The following is a 19,409-nucleotide window of genomic DNA, read 5'->3' as shown; positions in this document are numbered from 1 at the left end:
AACAGTGAGAGTGAGAGGAGGGGCTCGACCCGAGACAACACTCGGCCCTAGAGAAGCATCCGGCGGCGCACACTGCGCTGCTTCCGTACCTGAGCGTCTTCACCGAATCGAGAGTAGGGGGAGGGCGCAGGCGCCGGAAGCTATGAAATCCCGGTGATCGGAAGTCTCGGGTTCGGTCCCGATCTCGCATTCGAATGGGGCAGGTACAATCGGACAAATCACCACCCCGCCCACAAGCAGAGGATTCATGGACAGCGATAGACCCAGGCCGGACGCGGCTCCACGCACGATGTCGACAATGTGCGAGGCGGTGTCCGGCGAATGAGCGAAGTGCTCACCCTCCTGCTCGGTATCCTCGTCGTCTTCCTCATCACGGTCGTCACCGGCTATTTCGTGGCTCAGGAATTCGCCTACATGACGGTGGACCGCTCTCGACTCAAAGCTCGCGCCGAGGCCGGCGACACGGGGGCGCGGCGCACCCTCGAGGTCACCAAACGCACCTCGTTCATGCTGTCCGGCGCGCAACTCGGGATCACGGTGACCGGACTTCTCGTCGGTTACGTGGCAGAGCCGCTCATCGGACAATCCCTGGGCACAATGCTCGGAGGTGTCGGTATTCCGACCGCGGTCGGAATAGGTATCGGTGCCGTAGTAGCGCTGCTGTTCTCGACCTTCGTCCAGATGTTGTTCGGCGAGCTGTTTCCGAAGAACTTCGCGATCGCCCGGCCCGAGCCGGTCGCACGCTGGCTGTCCTTGTCGACAACGATGTATCTCAAGCTTTTCGGATGGCTTATCACCATCTTCGACCAGGCATCGAATCTGCTGCTGAAAGCGCTGAAGATCGAGCCGGTGCACGACGTCGAACACTCTGCGACGCCCCGCGACCTCGAACATATCGTTGCCGAGTCTCGAGGATCCGGCGATCTGCCCGACGAGTTGTCCGATCTCCTCGATCGCATCCTCGACTTCCCGACGCGAACCGTCGAGCATGCGATGATTCCGCGATCTCGTGCCGCGACTGTGCGCGCCCACGATTCGCTGGCAAGTGTCACGGCATCGATGGGACACGAGCATTCGCGCTATCCAGTGCTTGACGACGACGACGGCATCGTGGGTGTGGTGCATCTGCAGGACATTCTGATCGCGGTCGATCGACCGGATGCCGAAGTCCGCGAGTTCGTTCGCCCGGCTCTGATTCTGCCGGAGACGCAAGCACTTCCCGACGCTGTTCTCGAATTACAGTCGTCGAACAATCAGCTCGCCTGTGTGATCGATGAATACGGCGGTTTGACCGGTGTCATCACCATCGAGGACTTGGCCGAGGAGCTCGTCGGGGAAATTACCGACGAGCACGACAGCGGTGAAGTCGATCCGACTCCGATCGCAGCCGAGGACGGCACCTGGACGATGGGCGGCGAGGTTCATATCGACGAGGTCGAACGCTCCATCGATCATGATCTGCCCGGCGGTGACTACGAGACGATCGCCGGTTTGATCATCGCCCATCATGGAGCTTTGCCCAGCGTCGGAACCGTAGTGGAGGTCGATCTGCCCGCCGATTCTGCCGACCTGGTGAACGACGACGACGAAGTTCCCGAGCGCTACGTGGTGCTCGAGGTGCTCGAGATCGACAACTACGTCCCATCGCTGGTCAGACTCGATCTGAGGCAACGTAATTCGCGTAGCAGTGATCATCCCGAAGATACTCACCGCTCCGATGATCGAGAAAAGGACTCCCACCGATGAGCGATCCGTGGATCGTGCTGGCGGTCACCGTTGGACTGATCGCTGCAAGTGCCTTTTTCGTCGCCGTCGAGTTCGCACTGCTCGCAGCAAAGCGTCACCGGCTCGAGGATGCGGCGAGCACCAGCAGGTCGGCACGAGCGGCCCTGCGTAGTTCGAGTGAACTGACGGTGCTGCTGGCGGGTTCACAGCTCGGCATCACTCTGTGCACGTTGGCACTCGGCGCCACCACCAAACCAGCCGTTCACCATTGGCTGACACCTACTTTCGAGTCCTGGGGTATCGCGTACTGGGTGTCGGACGTGGCCGGTTTCGTGCTCGCGCTCATCATCGTCACCTTCCTTCATCTCGTGGTCGGCGAAATGGCTCCGAAGTCGTGGGCCATCGCGCATCCGGAACGGTCCGCGACGTTGCTGGCCATTCCGATGCGCGGGTTCATGTGGCTGACTCGCCCGATACTCATCGCTCTCAACGGTATGGCGAACTGGTGTCTACGCAAGGTCGGCGTAGAACCATCGGAACAGCTCGCCTCAGGACAGAACGCCGAGGACCTGCGCCAACTGGTGGAACACTCTGTCAACGTCGGAGCGCTGGACATCAGCTACTCGGCGCAGATTTCCGGCGCGCTGGACCTGCAGAAGCTGGTGGTCCGTGACCTTCTCATGTCGCCGGGTCTGCCTGTGTCGGTGTCCTCGGCGGCGACGATCGCAGACGTCCGTGCGGCGTCGATCGAGTCGGGGCACCTGCGCATTCTCGTGCGCGACAATGAGATCGTCAGCGGTGTCGTCCATGTTCGCGACACCCTCAACGGTGATGTCGCCCTCTCCGAGATCACTCGCCCGGTACTCACCTTGCAGGTCGACACTCCGGTGTACGTCGCACTGGCTTCGATGCGCGAGACGAGCAATCACCTTGCGCTCGTCGTCGAAGGAGAGCAGACACTCGGCGTGGTGACACTGTCCGATGTCCTTTCACGGCTGTTGCCGACCGCTACTTCGCCCGCCTGAAACGACTTCCGAAGGTATGAGGACAAAAAACTCGGTCCTCGCCGGAGTAGTTCCCGCGAGGGCCGAGTCGGTGCTTCTCGAGCGTGTCAGGTTGGATTGATGACCAGCAGCGTCGCCCAATACGTTGCAACGTCGTGGCCGACCTGGGGGAGTAGCAGGTCATATAGAAGGTAGGACATCATCTCGCTCGAGCTCCTCGTTGTTCGCGGCACAGGCACCACTTCAGGGGTTAACGCTCTACATGGTTCACGAGCCTCGCTGGAAGGTCAATCGTTCCGGCGGAATCCGCCCGTCGTGCGAGTTTCCAGAGGATGGGAGCCGCTAGATGAAGGATGTCGCGTTCGAGCCTGAGTGAGCTCCTCGTCCATCGCGTCGGCGAGCCACTTGTCACGCTGTGCACGGTCCGCTGCGACGAGAGTCGTTCCGTCGGCGGTCATCACGATCAACAATCTGCGCCGATCGGTGATGTCCGGGGTGCGGGTCACCAGGCCCTCGGCTTCGAGGGCGTTGAGATTACTTGTCAGCGACTGGATTCGCACGCCCTGCATCGCAGCGAGGTCGCCGGGGGCGCTCGATCCGCCGCTTCGCTCGACGTCGCCCAGAATCTGCATCTGGCTCGGTGTCAGGTAATGCACTGGCCGCTGCTTGCGCAACCTTCTCGTCAAAGCGAGGATCGCCTCGCTGAACTCCGAGGTACTCATCTATCCGCCTGCTGCACGCCATCGGTACGCATGGCGGTAGCTTGATCGCCGCTGGACCTGCGTGAATACAACTACGTTCCCGCGCTCCGGTGCGGAGCGCGGGAACGTCGCGTTCCACGTGAAGCCTGTGCTGAGATCGGGTCAGCCGATGCAGCCCTGCAGGGTGGTGAAGCTCCCTGCGATGCCTGGTCCCTCGCATACGGCACCGGTGGGGGTGAGCGTGATGGTGGCACCTGGGCCGGCAATCGCTATGGACAGCCCCAGGCCGACGGCCGAGTTGTCCGCGAGGCTGCCCGGACCGAATGCGATCGCAGCCGGCCCTCCGCCTGCCGTACCGTCCGCTACCGCGGTGCCGCCGTTGAACCCGAGGGCCAGTGCTGCTGCGTTCGCCATAGCGTTCGCCGATCCCCAACCTTCGAAACCGTACCCCGCTGCCGCACTGGTGGCGTCGGCCTGACTGTCGCACTGCGAACTTCCGACCAGTGACGCTTCAGCGCTGCCACCCGGTGCGGTGGTACACCCGACCGGAGCGGCGGACGCCGTCGCGGGAACGAGTGCGGCGAACGCCAGTGCTGTGCCGATAGCGGCTACGCTGCCCAGACTTCTCTTGACTGCTGTCATGCTGGCTGTGGACATGTCGAGCCTCCCGATAGGTCGTTTTGTAGTGGCGGGCTGCGTGGAACTGGTTTCGTCGCAGCGCCTTCCCTTACGTTCCACCCTCGGGGACACAACCAACCCAAGCGAGCATTACGTATCGGTCACTCAATAGTCACGGCAAGGTCACGACGGCAGGATCTCGAATTCGGCAGAGGTGCCCGTGAACGGTGTGAGCCGGCCATCGATAGCCCGGGCATCGCCGAAATAAGCGATGCGGTAGCGCCCGGCTTGCTGAGAAGCCGGAACATCCCATGCGATCGTGGTGTCGGTGATCGGCCCAGAGTTGTCGAAGACGATGGTTGTGTACCAGTCACTGTCGTCGTACTCGCGCACCCAGTTCGTACCGTCGGCCCGTTCCACGGCCAAATATGTGTCGTCACGTCGCAAATTCGAGTTCGGGTTCGCACCGGAAAACCGCACTGCGACATGTGCGCCGACGTCGTACTGCGGGGACGGTTGACTCAACACGTCGCCGAATGCCCTGCCAGGGGTCGGAAGATCGAAGAACGAGATTCCGCTGGGAGAGTTCGGTATCGCGCCGGTCAGGTCCGGCTGCGAAGTGCCGTTGTCGACGGCCCTGCCATCTCTCATGGCGGATGCGAGGTCGACGGCGATCTGGACGGTTGCCGGCAGTTGCCAACGACCGAACGGAGTCGCGCCGCCTTCGTAATCCTGCTGGTCGTATTCCTCGGGCGTGGTCAGGTAATGGCCGTAACCGTTGGTGTATCCCTGCACGACGATCTGCCCGGAGTCGACGCCGAGTGTGTCGGCCAGTGCTGTCCGCAAGCGTGAGCCCGCGACGATGGTCGGCTCGAACGGGCAGGAGAAGAGGAAGAACCCGCCCAGCCGCGAGAGGTGAAAAGGAAGCTGCTGCTGCACGATTCCGGGTATCAATCCGACGGGGAGGAGGATGTCCTTCGGAGCATGTGCATCGCGTAGCCACTGCGGCATCACGACCGAACCGAGAGCTGCCAGTGCGGGATTGCCGCCGCGCTCGCCCTCTTGAAGGCCGAGCTCCGGTAGTCCGCCACCATCTTCCTGGCTCGACGCCGCGAAGGCGGCACCGAGGGCTGCGGGGCTGGTGGTGTGGGTGCGGCCATCGCCGGTGAACTCCGGTCGGACGGTGAAGCCGGAGAAGTCCGCATACACCCACCGGACATCGATACCGTTGCCGACGGCGCTCGCAGCGGACTCGGTTTGCGCACGCGCAGTATCGAATTGGCGCATGCCGATGATGCGGGTGTTCTCGAATTCATCCGACGTCGGACCGGTGCCGGGCTGCCTGTCCAGGTTGGGTGTGATGTCGCCAGGGGTGCTTTGGCAGAATGCGGCGACGAAGGTGGGGTTGCGGTAGTCGACCTTCTCGACCTCGCGCTCCCAGTGCCAGGCCGCGTATCCCTTGTTGTCGGTGCTGACCAATGTGTTCGTGGCCTTCATCGACGTGCCGTGGGTGGCGAACCAGTTGATGATGCCCGCCAGTTCGCCGTTTCGCATCACCTGAAGGTTGACCGATCGCGGATCGATCTTGCCCGGGAATCGAGAGGTGTCCGAGATCGGATCTCGATCGAACGCCTTGGGAGAGCGATTGACTCCGGCATCGGTCAAGGAGCCGGTGGTGATCGAGACCTGACCGGGTTGCACGTCCTCGTGCGCCCGCGCGATCGCGTCCACGATGCCCGCGACGTTGGACTCGAAGGTGATCGGCCGGAAGCCGAGCGTGGTGATGTCCACCAACAGGTGGCCGTCGGTTCCGCCGGGGGCGGCATGGGTGTGCGTAGCCGAGAGCAGGACGTTCCCTCGGTGGTAGAGATCGCCGAATCGAGCGGAAAGACGACGGAGTACTTCTTCCAGAATGCTCTCGAACATGAGGCCGACCTCGCACGTCACATGCACGAGTCGCTGCGCCGAGGCAGCGTCGACGAACACGAACGCCCGCGCCCGCTGCCGCAGGTGCAGGCCTGCCGAGGACTGCTCCAACACTGCGTAGCCGTTCATTCCCGCACCGAGCGGTTCACCCGTCATGTCACCGATGCCTCGGCCGACCTCGAGACCTCCCGGTGCCGCCCACGCCTGCCCTACACTCCCGAGGGTGGCACTCCCCAAGGTTGCAGCCCCGAGGGCCGCGGCCCCGGTGGCGGCGAGAAATGATCGTCTACCGAGTCCTGAATTCACTACGATTGCCCCCATGCTCGTCGATTCGAACTGCACGGTAACACCGTCTCAGCGGATGGGGCGTCGCTCTGGTCCAGTGAGTTTTCGTGCTGACTTGTCTCCGCTTCCGATGGTGAGAGCTGCGACGACGATCCCGATCAGGACACCGACGAGGGTGTCGCCAACCCTACTGAGCGCGACGGTGGGGGAGAGCTGACCGGCTATCCCCGTCAGAAGCAACGCCATCGGGGTGACCGCGATCGTGGTGAGGGCGTAGTTCTTCATGACGAGGAGTTCGGCAACGATCTGCAGAACGATGATGGCGACCGTTGTCTGCCAGTATCCGAGCGCACCTGCGATCAAAACGGCAGCGATGACAGCGCCGCCGACATTGCCGAGTAGTCGCTGGATGCCGCGCTCGACCGTGGTGTGAAAAGTGATGCCCTGCATCGCGGCCATCGCGCCCATGGTCGCCCACAACGGATGCTCGAAGCCGAAAGCCGTTGCGCACCATGCGGCCAGCAACGATGCGAGAACGATGCGTGCGGCGTTGACCACCAGGGAACGTGATGTCAACGAGCGCACGCCGACGGCGAAGAAGTTTTCAGGCGTAGCTGTGAGTTCGGCAGCGCGCATCGGCAACGCGTCGTGCCTGCGCATTTTCCGCAGTGCCCGCTCGTGAGCGAGTAGTTCCGCTGCATGAGAGGGATCTTCGCCACGTGCCCAGGCGTCGAGCAGGTGTTCGGCGTCGTCGAGGAGAGTGGTCAGTCCGAGGCTGTGCTTTCGTGAACCCTGCCGTGCGTTGAGTGCAACGATCACGCGAGCGCGTTCGATCGACGCTCGGGCCATGCCGTCTTGTCTGGCGTCGGTGGCCGCGAGAGCGCGGGCAACAGCGAGTTGGCCCGGTCCGACCGGATGTAGCAAGGCTGGGAGCATTGCTGCGACCCATCCGATTGCAGCACCTACGGACACCGAAACGAAAACTTCGACCACGTCCCCGGCGGTGCTCGCGAACCCGACGGCAGCGGTCGAAGCAAACACGAGGATGACGGGGCCCGGTCCGGTTACCGAGAAGGCCGACAGGACAAGTGCCGCGACGCCGGCCGTCACGGAGATTGCGACGATCCGAAGGGCAGAGGAGTCCGTCATCGTGCCGAGCGCGGCGCCCAGCGTCGCCCAGAGAACTATCGAACCGCCGACCAACGCCAACTTCCCTGCGCGCCGTGGGTACGGCTCGTGTCGCGCGAAGGCGCTGCACAGGGCGCCCAGCGCAGCGAAGCCGGCGAGTTCGGGCCTACCCAGAATGCCTCCACCGACGAGGACGATGGCAACGGCTGCGCCGACCCGCAGGGCTGGAGCGATAGTCGCATCGGCCTGCCCGAGCGTCATCGCCTGGTGCCAGGCCCGTCGCGAAGTGGCATGGGCGAGCGCAGTACGGGTGTGGGCGAGTCGGGTGGCGGAATCAAACACTCGTATACTTTATAAGTATTTTACTAGTGAAGTAAATATTTTTGGCCGTGACCTGGGCCGTAAGGTGGACGACATGACCTCGGTGCAGAAATCTGGCGGAGACTTCGTCGATCAGGTCCGCCGCGAGTGGGTCGCCCTCTTTCCGGACACCGACACTTCGCCGATCGAAATTCTCGCGCGAATCGGAAGGATCGCTGCCCAGGCCAACCACCTGCTCGACTCCACCCTCGCACCGAGTGGAGTGTCGAGGGCCGAGTTCGACGTCTTGAGCGCGCTCCGCCGGGCCCAACGGCCACTACGAGCGAGCGAAGTGACCTCGGTGACGATGCTCAGTGGGGCATCCACCACCAAGATCTCGGAACGTCTGGTGAAGGAAGGTTTGGTCGAGCGACTCGGCCTGGACCGCGATGCGCGAGTCGTACTGCTACAACTCACCGCTTCCGGCATCGAATTGGTCGATACCGTCTTTCCGCTGCGAATCGCGCGTGATCGTGAACTGCTCGACGGGTTGAGCCGGGACGAAACCGAGGCGTTGGCACACCTGCTACGCAAGGTCGCGCTCAATGCCGACCCTAGGTCGAGTAACGCGAAACCCTAGACGGTGCAGAGAGGCTGTATGCCCGCCGCTCCGCCCGGTGTCGGCGAGGTGAGGATCAGACACGAGTTGTAGCCGAGTGATTCAGCGACGGCGCGGATTTCGCGGAACTTCTCCGGGCTCGCTTCTGGTGAGCGGGACAGGACGAAACCCGAAGTTCGGAAAGGGTCTCCGACGAACGCCCAGGAGTAGTCGTCCGCGATGTAGGCGACGATGTAGTTGGTCGGTCCTTCGGGGTTTTCCTGGGTCGGTACGCCCGGAAAGCTCACGTGCAGCTGGGCATTGGTCACTGTGTCATTGACGCGTGCGTTGCCGACGATGTTGTTGTGCTCCCCGTTCCAGGTGGTGCACGTGTTCTCCACGCGCACGTTGGCCGGATCGATCAGCGTGTACTCGGCTTGCGTGTCGCGCGCGCATTCGAGGTTGAACGGCTGCGGTACGGCGGCAATTTGATTCCAGGTGCCCTGATATTCAGCGACATCGAGAGACGGGATGGGGGCGAGGGGTTCGAATCCGGCCGAACCGGACGGGGCAGGTGCTGCCTGCGCGATTCCACCGGCGAGCAGCATCCCCGTGGCGCACGCACCAGCCACGAGCGCGCGTGTGAGCACCGAATGTACCTTCATGGATTTCACTCCTTCTGTCCCACCAGTTCGGTACTGCTGGAGCCGAATGTGTTCGGCCACCATATCCCCGGGCCGATAAGGGTGAACAGGGCTGGAATGACCAACGTGCGCACCACGAAGGTGTCCAGCAGAATGCCGAGGCCGACGATGATGCCCAGCTGAGTCAATGTGATGAGGGGAAGGACGCCGAGCACGCAGAACACTGCCGCCAGCACGATGCCCGCACTCGTGATGACACCACCCGTGGCGCCCACCGCCCGCACGATGGCCGAGCGAGTGCCGTGGCCGGGCGTCTCCTCCCTGGTACGCGTGACGAGGAAGATCGTGTAGTCGACGCCGAGGGCGACCAGGAACAGGAAGGCGAACAGCGGAACGTTGTCGTCGAGAGCCGGGAATTCGAAGATGTGCAGGCTCACCCAGCTACCGATGCCCAGGGCCGCGAGGGCGCTGAGAACTGTCGTGCCGACGAGCACCAGCGGCGCGAGAACGGCGCGTAGCAACACGAGCAGCACAGCGAGAACGACGATCAGAATGGCGGGCACGACGACGAGTCGGTCCCTGGCAGCGGCGTCGCTGGTGTCGAGGGCTTGGGCGTCACTGCCGCCGACGAGCGCCTCGGCATCGGGAACGCCCTTCAGCGAACCACGTAGATCCTCGATGACGGCGAATGCTTCCTCGGACGCGGGCGACGAGTCGGATACGACGGACCACCGAGTCAGGCCGGTGCCGGAGTCGGCGCCACGGGTGAACGAGGTGACGGCGTCGTTGCCTGCCAGAACGTACTCGATCTCGGCAGCCGAATCGGTCTTCCCGACCACTGTCGTCGGATCGGCCAGGCCTGCGGGGAAGTGCTCGGAAAGTGTTTCGAAGCCCTCGACGGATTCGGCGGATACGCGGAACTGCTCGGTCTGCGACAAGCCGATTCCGGTGCCGAACAGCGCACCGGCACAGGCGAGGAGCGCGACGATCGTGATCGATGCCGTGCGGGCCGGATGTCGTGACACTGCGGCCGCGATCGAGAACCAGGCCCCCGAGGTGGCGGTGTCACGATCGTCAGGGCCTGGAATGAAGGGCCAGAACAACTTCCGTCCGAACAGTGCAAGCAGTGGAGGGAGGACCATAAGGACGAACACGGCTGCGACAACGAGGCCCGCGGCCGCGAGTGCACCCAGGCTGCGGGTGCTGGGCAGTATTGCCAGCAGCAGTGTCAGCAACGCCAGCACGACGGTGGCGTTGCTGGCGAGAATTGCAGGCCCGGCGTGACGGACGGCCCTGGCAAGTGCGCGTCGATGATCGGGCTCGGCGCGCAACTCCTCCCGATATCTCGAAATCAACAGCAACGCGTAGTTCGTGCCCGCTCCGAAGACCAGAACGCTGGTGATGCCGGAGGTGGAGCCGTCGAACGACAGCCCGGTCACCTCGGCGAGTGCCGTACCGACGGAGGTGGCGACGCGATCGCCGAAGCCGATGACGAGGAGCGGAACCAGCCACAGAACAGGCGATCTGTACGTCACGATGAGAAGGATCGCGACCACGAGTGCGGTGACCGCGAGCAGGGTGAAGTTGGCGCCGGAGAACGAGTTCGCAATGTCGGCCCCGAATGCCGGTCCGCCGGTCACCTGCGCGTCGAGGCCGTCGGGAAGGCCGTCGACGGCGGCGGTGCGCAGCGAGGTGACGAGGTCGTCGAGTGTGAACCCGGACAGCGAACTGTCTACCGGAACCAGGCCGAGGGTGGCCTTGCCGTCGGGCGCCGGCACGAGCGGAGGCGAACCGGTGGCGGTGCCTGCGGCGACTGCGGTCCGATCGAGGGCTCGTTTCGCGGCGGCCAGATCGGCTTCGGACAGCACCCCCCCATCGGATCGACTGACGACAAGTATCGCCGGTGCGGTGTCCGCGCCGGGGAAATGGGTCAGCAGTTCGGTGACCTGGGCGGACTCTGCTTCCGGTGGTACCGAGGATGGTGCGCTTCCGGCCGAGTCGTTCTCGCCGACGAGGGCCATGAACCCAAGCGAGAGCACCAGGACGGCAAGCGCGACTGCCCACGACCGGCGTGAGGTGACAATCCGGGCGAATCCGAGCCAGAAGCCGTCGTCGCGGCGTGAGCTGTCCACCGGCAAACAATCTCATTAACTGAGACATTAATCAACCGGCAAGATCAGCCGCCGGGCGTGCGGATAGTCTGAGCGCATCGTCGGAGAGGGAGGACTGCAGTGGCCGATCGAAGCGAGCTGGAATCGAAAATCTCCTCCGATGTACGTGCGCTGTCCGCTGTCTCCGAGGAGATCGGACGGGCCTTCGGGGCGCAACACCATCTGCGACACAACGATTTTCGTGCACTGCTCCTGATCATGGTCGCCGACGTCGAAGGCGCGCCGCTGACGACGGGCGAACTCGGGGCTCGGCTCGGGTTGTCATCCGCAGCCATGACGTACTTGGTCGATCGGATGATCGAGTCCGGTCATATTCGACGAGAAAAAGACGATCGTGACCGTCGAAAAGTGATCCTCCGCTATGCCGACCACGGCATGGCCGTCGCACGTGAATTCTTCGGTCCGCTCGGTATCCGTACCAATTCCGCGCTTGCCGATGTGCCCGACTCGGATCTTGCTGCGGCCCATCGAGTTTTTGTCGCTTTGATCGGCTCGATGCGTGCGCATCACGAGGAACTGCTTCCGCGAAGCACCTGAAATCTCACTGGTCGATTTGTCTTCACTATGCGGGACGGCCCGAGTAACGTAGGGTTTATCGAGGTTGAGCTAACAGCCGTTGTCGGGGGAGACGCCCTGGCTGTCTCAGCCGTTAGCGGAACTGATGTTCACATTCGACTGGTACCGCTGTTGCACTGTTTCCCTCCCGATCGAAAAGACGATGGGACGGCTATGACTGTTACTCCACGCGGTGTCGAAGACGACGCAACCGCACACAACCAGACCGCGCTGAATGCTCATGCCACAGCAGACACCTCGGTGTCCGTGGCTGCTACCGGCGCAATCTTTCGAGCCGTACCGGTCGGCTCGACCGCGCTCGTTGTCAGCGTTCACGGTGACATCGATATCCGTAGTGCACCGATGCTGACCGAGTTCGCATCCACCCGCATCGACGCTCACCGGCATCTCGTACTCGACCTGTCCGATGTCGGCTTCTTCGGCATTGCCGGCCTGACCGTCTTCAGCGCACTCGACAGTGCGACCGAAGCAGCAGGGTCGAGCTGGTCTCTCGTAGAGGGACACCCGGTACATCGGTTGTTGGAAGCTGCTTCTCTCAAACCTGCCGTGCAGGTCTTCGTTCGAGTTGCCGACGCCGTCCAAGCGGCAACGAAGCGTTAGGGCTCTTCTCGATCTCGGGTGACCAGCTCCAGTAAGGAGCTGGTCACCTTTTTTCGTATCCGGCCGAGCGGGCCCTGCTGACCCAATGCCGCGCGGGCAGCGTTCATCCCGGCTGCTCCGTGAACTCCTCCTCCGGGGTGCGCCGAAGAGCTACCGAGGAACAGCCCCTCGACGACGGTTTCCGAACGTCCGAGTCCTGGTGTCGGGCGAAAGATCAACTGTTGCTGCAACTGTGCGGTTCCCCCGTTGACCGCGCCGCCGTAGAGATTGCCGTTCTCTGCCATCAGATCGGACGGTCGCTGTACCACCTCGGCAATGATCGACCCGCTGAACCCGGGGGCGTGTTCTTCGAGCACCTCGCGTACCCGGTCGGCGACAGTATCGGCCGACGCGTCGTCGGTCACTCCGCGCGGCAGATGCGTGTAGGCCCAGGCGCTCTCGGTGCCATCCGGTGATCTGGAGGCGTCTGCCGTGGTCATCTGTCCGAACAGCATGAACGGACGGTCCGGGAGCACCCCGGTGGTCAGATCGGTCAACCATCGGACCAGGCCGTCGTCGTCGGCGCCCAGATGCACGGTCCCGGCACCCGAGAGGCTTGTCGAGCGCCACGGGATGGGGCGGTCGAGGGCGTAGTTGACCTTGACCACCGGGGTATCCCATTCGAAGTTGCGGAGGTCCTCGTGCACCCGTCGGGGTACCGCGTCGGCCGGAAGCAAGGAACCGTAGAGCATCGGTGCGGAGACGTCGGCGATGACAGCCCGACGGACGAACACCGTGTCCCCACCCTTCGTATGAACCGCTGACGCACGTCCATCGGTGACATCGATGCGATCGACCGGGCTGCCGCAGCATAGTTCCGCCTTGCCTGCACGGCTTACGAGCGCGTCGGCGAGCTTGCTCGCGCCACCCGTAGGCACCGGATATCCGACGTCCTGCGCCAACATCGTCAGCAGATAACCCATCGCACCACTGACGGGCGCGTCGGAAGGGGCATCACCGTGCATGGCGTTGCCCAACAGGAGGCACCTGGCGGCCTCGCTCCGGAAGAGCTCGTGCGCCATGACGCGTGCCGGTAGAGCCATGAACCGCCCGAACCGCAGAGTGTCCGCCGCACCCAAGGTTCTCGCCAACGACGCAGCGGCGCGCACCGGCGGGAACGGTCCGAAGAAGGCGTCGAGCATCGGCTTCCGGATCTTCGTCCACTGATCGAAAAGGTCGAACCAGGCATCGCCGTCGCGACGGTCGTATTCGGCCAGAGCCGCAGCGGTATCGGCGACGTCGTTGTGGACGACGGGAGCGGACTCGTCCCTCGATGAGCGTGCGTGGCCGTAGACGGTGGGCGAACGCGACCACCGCAGGCCATGATTCTCTAGGTCGAGTGAGGTCATCACGGGCGACGCAGCCCCCAGCGGATAGAAGGCACTGAAGAGATCCATGTCGAATCCTGGTATGAGCTCGGCACTGCGGACAGCGCCACCGGGTTCGGTGCCGGCCTCCAGGATCACTACGTCCCAGCCCGCGTCTGCCAGTGCAGCAGCCGCTACGAGTCCGTTGTGTCCGGCGCCGATCACTACGGCGTCCACAGTGCGAAGTGTCATGAGTCCTACGGTACGTCTCGGCGAACGACACAACGGTCGTGATGTTTGGCACTCGGAGACCTGGGCAACCCCTTCGGATGTCGACGAGCGGGGAATGCGAGCACATGCAGACAGATTCGGTGCACGACGCGGTGTCCGCGGGGGCGCCCGTCGAGGCCGCGCGGGACGCGTCCGACCTGGAGCCGGGAACCGAGCAGACCGAGGCGCGGTTCGTCGGTGTTCCGAGAGTGGACGCCGAACCCGAACCGCTCCATGAGGCAGGTCCCTATGCCGTCGTCTCCGTGGATCAGCGGGGCGCCGATATAGACACCTTCGATGCTCGGGGCGTCGCGACGAGTTCGGTTACGGTCGAGTCCGGAACTCCGCCACGACACCGCGTAGGGGAGAAGACCGTCGCCGAGATCGTCGCCGAAATGCACGACGCGAAGACGATCGAGCACATCTTCGTGGTGGGTATACTCCCCGTGCGTCCACAGCTGGTGCAAAGCTTGCCCGCGCGGGTGCTGGACGACGTCATCGAGCTCGAAATCGGTTCGAGGGCAGACGGTTCCGACTCCGACCTCATTCGTTCTGCGGTACAGGAAGCACGCGATCGACGGGCGCTACTTGCGCGAGAGCAGTGAGCGTAGCGCCTTGAAAGCAGTGGAAAGCGCTCATCTTTCACAGGATTGAGCCCGCCGCCCGGCCGTCACATGAGCTTGGTCGACTCGAGCTCGCGCAACAGGTTCTTGTTGTACTCCATCAACGGCCGCCGAAGCACGAACCCCAGCAGCAGTATCGGCACGATGAACAGTACGAGCCAACCCAACGACTTCCAGTAGTCACCGTCGTAGACTCCCGCGATCGCTGCGCGGATCGCGTCGACGGCATGCGTCCCGGGTAGGAACGGGCTGATGTTCTGGAACCATTGTGGGAGCACCTGCAATGGGTATGCGCCCCCGGAACCGGCGATCTGGAAGACGAGTAGAAGTACCGAGAGCGCCTTGCCTGCATTACCGAACGCCACGACGAACGTGTAGGTGATCAGTGTGAAGACGAGGGAGATCACCCAGGCGGCAAGTATCAGTAGCCACGGGTGTGCGGGCTCCACCTCGACGAACAGGATCAAGCCGAGGCTGACGAGTGTGCTCTGCGCGAACCCGACGAGTGCGAAGATCCCGTACCGCCCGATGTAGGTCTGATCGGGAGTCAACGCCTCACCCTCCGGCAGTGCTCCCGCCGGCACATCGACGCGGATCGCCACCGCCGCCAGCAGCGCGCCCACCCACAATCCCAGCATCATGTACAGCGGAGTCATCGCACTACCGAAGCTGGCCACGGCGAACACCGGCACCCGCTCGAGCTGCACGGGTTTCGACAACGAGGTGGCCAGCATTCCAGGGTCGTTGCCGATTGCATCGGTGAGTGCGCCGAGGTCTCCCGTGTCGATGGCCTCCGCCAACGCGATGGACAGTCCGTCGAAGCGGTCGGCCGCATCCGTGAGGGAATCAGAGACCGACGAGGTCGTCGACTGTACCTGTGCGAGGCGATCGAGCAGCGAGTCCGTACCGCCGGAGAGTGTCGCCGTAGCAGTGGACAGGTCGTTGCCGACCGTCGCTATGCCGTCGTCGATCGAGGACAGAGTGGAGCCGAGGGCTTCGAGCTTCGGCCTCAGGCTGGTGTCGTAGGCAGTCTTGGCGCTCCCGATAGCTTCCCTCGCGTCAGCAACCAGGCCGAGTGCCTCTTGGCGGGCGGAGCCCGTATCGGCGCTGTTGCCTCGCAGTTGTAGCGCCGCGTCCTCGAGGCCGTCCTGCAGCGCCTGCTGCCGCGCAATGGCGTTGCCGAGCCGTGAGACTACGAGGTCGAAGGCGCCCCTGGCGATGTCGGGAATCAGCGGGGAGACCGTGCCCACAGCACTGTCACGCGCGCGGACATATTGATCGATCTGCGTCTGCACCCGTGCTGCCAACGCCTCGAGGGTGTCCGCGCTGCTGCTCGATTGGCCGTCGAGTGATGCATAGACGTCGTCGATACGGTCCGACACCGCTTGATAGCTCTCGTCGCTCGCCGACAGTGCACCGCCGAGCGAGCCCGCTGCCGAGGCCAAAGTCGACTTCAGCGAACGTGCGGCGTCTGCACCGCCGCTGATGGCGTCGGAGGCCTGGCGCAGCGCGCGGCCCGTAGATACGGCCAGGTCCGAGGCGCTTGTCAGCAGTGGGACACTCGATGAGATCAGTGCGGTGAAAATATCCGCGGTGCCCGCGCCCGACCGGAGCTGCGCCGCGACCTGACCGATTCCAGCTTCGAGGCGGGACAAGGCGAGCTGGGTGCCGGGGTCGTTCAGCTCCTCGGAGAGCGAGGAGACGATCTGTAGTCCTACTTCACCGAGCGTGGCAGAAAAGGCCTCGTTGATGTTCGTCGATACCTCGGTCGCGCCCTGCTCGGTGATGTTGGGGGCGAGTGCGTTCTTCTTCTCGTTGGTGTAGTACTCGATCGCGGTCCGCTTACCGCCGTCCTCATAGAACGTCATCATGTCTGCGCTGAACTCCGGCGGTAGCACGAGGGCGGCGTAGTACTCTCCCGACCTCGTGCCTTCGATCGCGTCGTCCCGCGAGGTGATCACCCAGTTCAGATCGTTGTTCGCTCGCAGCGCAGAGATCGCCTGCTCGCCGATGTTCACGCGCAGCGGGATGAGGTCACTCTGGTACCCCTCGTCGGTGTTGGCCACCGCGACCGTGAGGTTCTTGGTGTTGCCGAAAGGGTCCCAGGTGGCGATGACGTTGAACCACGTGAACAGCGACGGGATCATGACCAGCCCTGACAGGACGATGATCGCCATCACGTTGGTGGCGCTGCGGCGCAGGTCGCGGCGAACGAGCGTCCATATGTTCCTCACTCGCGCTCACCCCGTTCGACTCGTCCGTCGGGATCCACCTCAGGTATCTCCCTCTCCTCCTCTACTTCTGATGTACTCGGGATCCTCGCATCGTGCCCGGTGCCGGTAAGCACGAGCTCCCGGCGCAGCTCGGCATCGGACATCCCGCCTAGTTCTTCGGCGAAGCCGATGCTCTGCTCGACGTATTCGAGCATCACCAGGAAGCCGATGATGAGCAGTGAGAACAACACCCAGAGGCCGAGGAGCGGGGCCTTACCGCCGGGGATCAGCCACGCGAGGAGTCCGAGGGACAGCATGACCACGAGGGTGACGGCGAAGGTGGCTCGCAGCAGAGTCGGATAGTTCTGCCTGAATCGACGTGCCCTGGCCCTGACAACCTGCCGGTATCGCCCCCCGTTCGACAGTGCATGGATGATCTGCGGCAGCTGGTAGCGGCGCCCGGTGATGTGGACGTCCTCGGTCGCGAAGAGCTGCGTGGTGGCAATCTTGCGACTGAACAGCAGAGCGAAGTTGCCGAGCCGGGTACGTAGAACGAGCCCTAGGATGAACGAAAGGGCGACGAACACCGCCAGAGCTGCCATGTTCTTCCAATAGTGGTCACCGTAGAAGCCGCTGATCGTCTCCCTCATGGCGTCGATACCGTAGGTGAACGGGAGAGCGGGGTACAGGGCGCGGAAGAACCCCGGCATCAGCTCGATCGGATACAGGCCCGCCGCGCCGGGGATCTGCACGATGACGAGCAGGATGCACAGCCCCTTGCCCACATATCCGAGGGCGACCGAGAGCGCGTAGATGATGCTCAGATACGCCAAACCGATGAGCACGCTGGTAGCCACGAACACGAAAGCACCGACCGTCTCCACACCGATGACGAGGTTGCCGATCGACAGGACCAACGCTTGGACGACGCCCATCGCGGCGAGCAGCATCCACCGCCCGAGATAGGCCTGCCTGACCGTCAGCCCGTCGATCGATTCTTCGTCGACTTCGAGCTTGAAGATGACCACGAGTACGAACGCGCCGATCCAGAGCGAAAGGTTCGCGAACAGGGGTGCCATCGCAGAGCCGTAGGCCGCGACCGGGAACACCGGGTGTTCGTCCACCTCGACTGGCGATGCCATGAACTGCGCGATCTGTTCGGCATCGAGTCCTGTCAGAGTGCCGAGCGTGTCCCAGGCGTCCGCCGTGCTGAGCGCGACCACGTCGGTCCGCACGCGATCGAGTCCGGCCTCCACCCCGGCGAGATTGCCGTCGAGCGCGTCGAGCGCCGTCGACGTCGCATCGAGTTGGCCGCCGAGACTCGTGAGCAGACTCTGCGCCTGCCCCAGCTGCGCGCGCTGCGAATCGATCGCCGAGGACAGGGCCCCCGCGCTCGCCGACAGTCGCGACATCGCGCCGTTGAGTTCCGGCCCCGTCAGCAACAGGACGTCTCGGACGGACCGCGCCGAGGAACCCGCAGCCTGCGCGGCGGTGTCGATGGCGTCCGCCGAGTTCCGGATCGCCGTCGTCGCCTCGGCCACGACGGAGTTGAGTTGCTGCACGCGGGCGAGGATGTTCTGGTCGTCGGGGATGCGGTCCTGCAGCCCGGTGACAGCCTCGCTCAATCGAGCGGACAGCTCGGAATTCGGAACCGTCGCGGCCAGTAGTGCCTGGACTTCGCCGAGTGCTTCGCCGGTTCTGGCGACGACCTCGTCGGCGTCGTCCAGCCCGGAACCGACTGCGACGCCTGCGCGCTCGAGCCCCGAGGTCACCCTCGCGACCGACCCGTTCAGCGTCGATGCGGCGTCGGCCAGAAGCGTGGCGCCCGAGACGTAGGCGGTCGTCAACGAGCCGGTGAAGTCGGCCAGTTCCTGCTGCGCCTCGTCTGCGATCTGTCGAGCCTGGCCAACGGCGGTCTGTACCTCGCCCAGTGTGGCGTCGACCGTGCCGAGCGTGTCTCCCGCCGAGGTGAGGCCACCCCGGGTGCCAGACAGCCCGTCCCTGATATCTCCGATTCGCTCGCGCGCCGACGCAACCGTGCCGACTGCCCGATCGAGCGTGTCGACGGTGTTGCTCTGGGCGTCTTTCAGCTTGCGTTCGACGTTGTCACCGGCGTTGGTCAACTCCTCGGTGACCGCCTTGGCTACGACCGAGACGAAGGTGCTGTTGACCTGCGTGTCGAGGGTGGTTGCGCCGACGTCGGTGATTTTCGGAGCGACCGCGTTCGCCTTCTCGTTGACGTAGTACGTGAGGGTTGGGGGCGTGAAAGCGCCGGAGGTGATGCTGAGGAGATCACGGGTGAAATCCGGTGGGATGATGATGGCTGCGTAGCTGGATCCGCTCCTGACCGCCTCCATCGCGTCGTTCTCGTCCATGAACTGCCACCCGAGTTGGTCGTTCTCCTCGAGCTGGTCGATCAGCTGACTGCCGACGTCGACATCACCTGTCGCGGTCGAGGTGCCACCCTCGTCCTGGTTCACGACCGCGACGCTGACATTCGCTGTTTCCGAGAACGGATCCCAGAAGGCCGAGATATTGACCCAGGCATACAGCGATGGGGTGATCATGACGCCGAGGATGACGATCCACGCTTTGCGCACGAGCGCGAGCCGTTTGACATCTCGCGATAGCACGCGAAAGACGTTGCGCATCTATATCTCCCTGCGGGTCACGTCTCGGGG

General features: G+C 63.7%; 15 protein-coding genes. 6 read left to right on the top strand and 9 right to left on the bottom strand.

Annotation, left to right across the window (positions count from 1 at the left end; translation table 11 throughout):
* Nucleotides 1-321: 321 nt before the first annotated feature.
* Nucleotides 322-1,746 (top strand): hemolysin family protein, encoded by a 1,425-nt coding sequence (locus BJI47_RS19590; RefSeq protein WP_088945313.1) that lies wholly within the window; start codon nt 322-324, stop codon nt 1,744-1,746.
* The gene (locus BJI47_RS19585) at nt 1,743-2,750 is read left to right on the top strand and encodes a hemolysin family protein (protein WP_088945312.1); all 1,008 of its coding nucleotides are present in this window, start codon (nt 1,743-1,745) and stop codon (nt 2,748-2,750) included. The genes BJI47_RS19590 and BJI47_RS19585 overlap by 4 nt, the downstream gene beginning before the upstream one ends.
* Nucleotides 2,751-3,016: 266 nt before the next feature.
* Here BJI47_RS19585 and BJI47_RS19580 read toward each other — a convergent pair whose 3' ends face one another.
* From BJI47_RS19580 to BJI47_RS19565, 4 genes are all read right to left on the bottom strand, one after another.
* Nucleotides 3,017-3,451 carry a MarR family winged helix-turn-helix transcriptional regulator gene (locus tag BJI47_RS19580; RefSeq protein WP_368655910.1) on the bottom strand — a complete coding sequence of 145 codons (435 nt, stop codon included), beginning with the start codon at nt 3,449-3,451 and terminating at the stop codon, nt 3,017-3,019.
* Nucleotides 3,452-3,592: 141 nt separating this feature from the next.
* Nucleotides 3,593-4,087, bottom strand: a complete 495-nt coding sequence (locus tag BJI47_RS19575; RefSeq protein WP_254900696.1) for a DUF6764 family protein — start codon at nt 4,085-4,087, stop codon at nt 3,593-3,595.
* Nucleotides 4,088-4,231: 144 nt separating this feature from the next.
* Nucleotides 4,232-6,295 carry a neutral/alkaline non-lysosomal ceramidase N-terminal domain-containing protein gene (locus tag BJI47_RS19570; RefSeq protein WP_088945311.1) on the bottom strand — a complete coding sequence of 688 codons (2,064 nt, stop codon included), beginning with the start codon at nt 6,293-6,295 and terminating at the stop codon, nt 4,232-4,234.
* 33 nt (nt 6,296-6,328) lie between these two features.
* The gene (locus BJI47_RS19565; protein ID WP_254900695.1) at nt 6,329-7,729 is read right to left on the bottom strand and encodes an FUSC family protein; all 1,401 of its coding nucleotides are present in this window, start codon (nt 7,727-7,729) and stop codon (nt 6,329-6,331) included.
* Between the two features lie 73 nt (nt 7,730-7,802).
* Here BJI47_RS19565 and BJI47_RS19560 point away from each other — a divergent pair, with 73 nt between their 5' ends.
* A complete protein-coding gene (locus tag BJI47_RS19560; protein ID WP_088945396.1) occupies nt 7,803-8,327 on the top strand; it encodes a MarR family winged helix-turn-helix transcriptional regulator in 525 nt (174 codons plus the stop codon).
* Here the strand turns inward: BJI47_RS19560 and BJI47_RS19555 are convergent.
* Both BJI47_RS19555 and BJI47_RS19550 read right to left on the bottom strand, forming a co-directional pair.
* Entirely contained in the window at nt 8,324-8,950 is a 627-nt protein-coding gene (locus BJI47_RS19555; protein ID WP_088945395.1) for a lipocalin family protein, read from the bottom strand. The two genes, BJI47_RS19560 and BJI47_RS19555, sit on opposite strands and share 4 nt — an antisense overlap.
* A 5-nt stretch (nt 8,951-8,955) precedes the next feature.
* On the bottom strand, nt 8,956-10,950 hold the full coding sequence (locus BJI47_RS19550; RefSeq protein ID WP_088945394.1) for an MMPL family transporter: 1,995 nt from the start codon (nt 10,948-10,950) through the stop codon (nt 8,956-8,958).
* A gap of 210 nt (nt 10,951-11,160) precedes the next feature.
* Here BJI47_RS19550 and BJI47_RS19545 point away from each other — a divergent pair, with 210 nt between their 5' ends.
* Nucleotides 11,161-11,637, top strand: a complete 477-nt coding sequence (locus tag BJI47_RS19545) for a MarR family winged helix-turn-helix transcriptional regulator (protein ID WP_088945309.1) — start codon at nt 11,161-11,163, stop codon at nt 11,635-11,637.
* 192 nt (nt 11,638-11,829) lie between these two features.
* Nucleotides 11,830-12,276: an STAS domain-containing protein gene (locus BJI47_RS19540; RefSeq protein ID WP_088945308.1), complete on the top strand. Its 447-nt coding sequence runs from the start codon at nt 11,830-11,832 to the stop codon at nt 12,274-12,276.
* Here BJI47_RS19540 and BJI47_RS19535 read toward each other — a convergent pair.
* On the bottom strand, nt 12,273-13,874 hold the full coding sequence (locus BJI47_RS19535) for an NAD(P)/FAD-dependent oxidoreductase (RefSeq protein ID WP_088945307.1): 1,602 nt from the start codon (nt 13,872-13,874) through the stop codon (nt 12,273-12,275). The two genes, BJI47_RS19540 and BJI47_RS19535, sit on opposite strands and share 4 nt — an antisense overlap.
* Nucleotides 13,875-13,978: 104 nt before the next feature.
* On the opposite strand from BJI47_RS19535, the gene BJI47_RS19530 reads away from it, so the two are divergent.
* The gene (locus tag BJI47_RS19530; protein WP_088945306.1) at nt 13,979-14,497 is read left to right on the top strand and encodes a hypothetical protein; all 519 of its coding nucleotides are present in this window, start codon (nt 13,979-13,981) and stop codon (nt 14,495-14,497) included.
* Between the two features lie 65 nt (nt 14,498-14,562).
* On the opposite strand, the gene BJI47_RS19525 is transcribed toward BJI47_RS19530, so the two are convergent.
* Nucleotides 14,563-16,749 carry a YhgE/Pip domain-containing protein gene (locus BJI47_RS19525; RefSeq protein ID WP_088945305.1) on the bottom strand — a complete coding sequence of 729 codons (2,187 nt, stop codon included), beginning with the start codon at nt 16,747-16,749 and terminating at the stop codon, nt 14,563-14,565.
* A complete protein-coding gene (locus BJI47_RS19520) occupies nt 16,746-19,379 on the bottom strand; it encodes a YhgE/Pip domain-containing protein (protein ID WP_088945304.1) in 2,634 nt (877 codons plus the stop codon). Before BJI47_RS19520 ends, BJI47_RS19525 begins: the two co-directional genes overlap by 4 nt.
* Nucleotides 19,380-19,409 lie beyond the last annotated feature (30 nt).

It is taken from the genome of Rhodococcus sp. 1168 (assembly GCF_002091955.1).
Taxonomy (GTDB): Bacteria; Actinomycetota; Actinomycetes; order Mycobacteriales; family Mycobacteriaceae; genus Rhodococcoides.
Note: the sequence above shows the minus strand (reverse complement) of the source record. Positions and strands in the feature narration are given on the sequence as shown.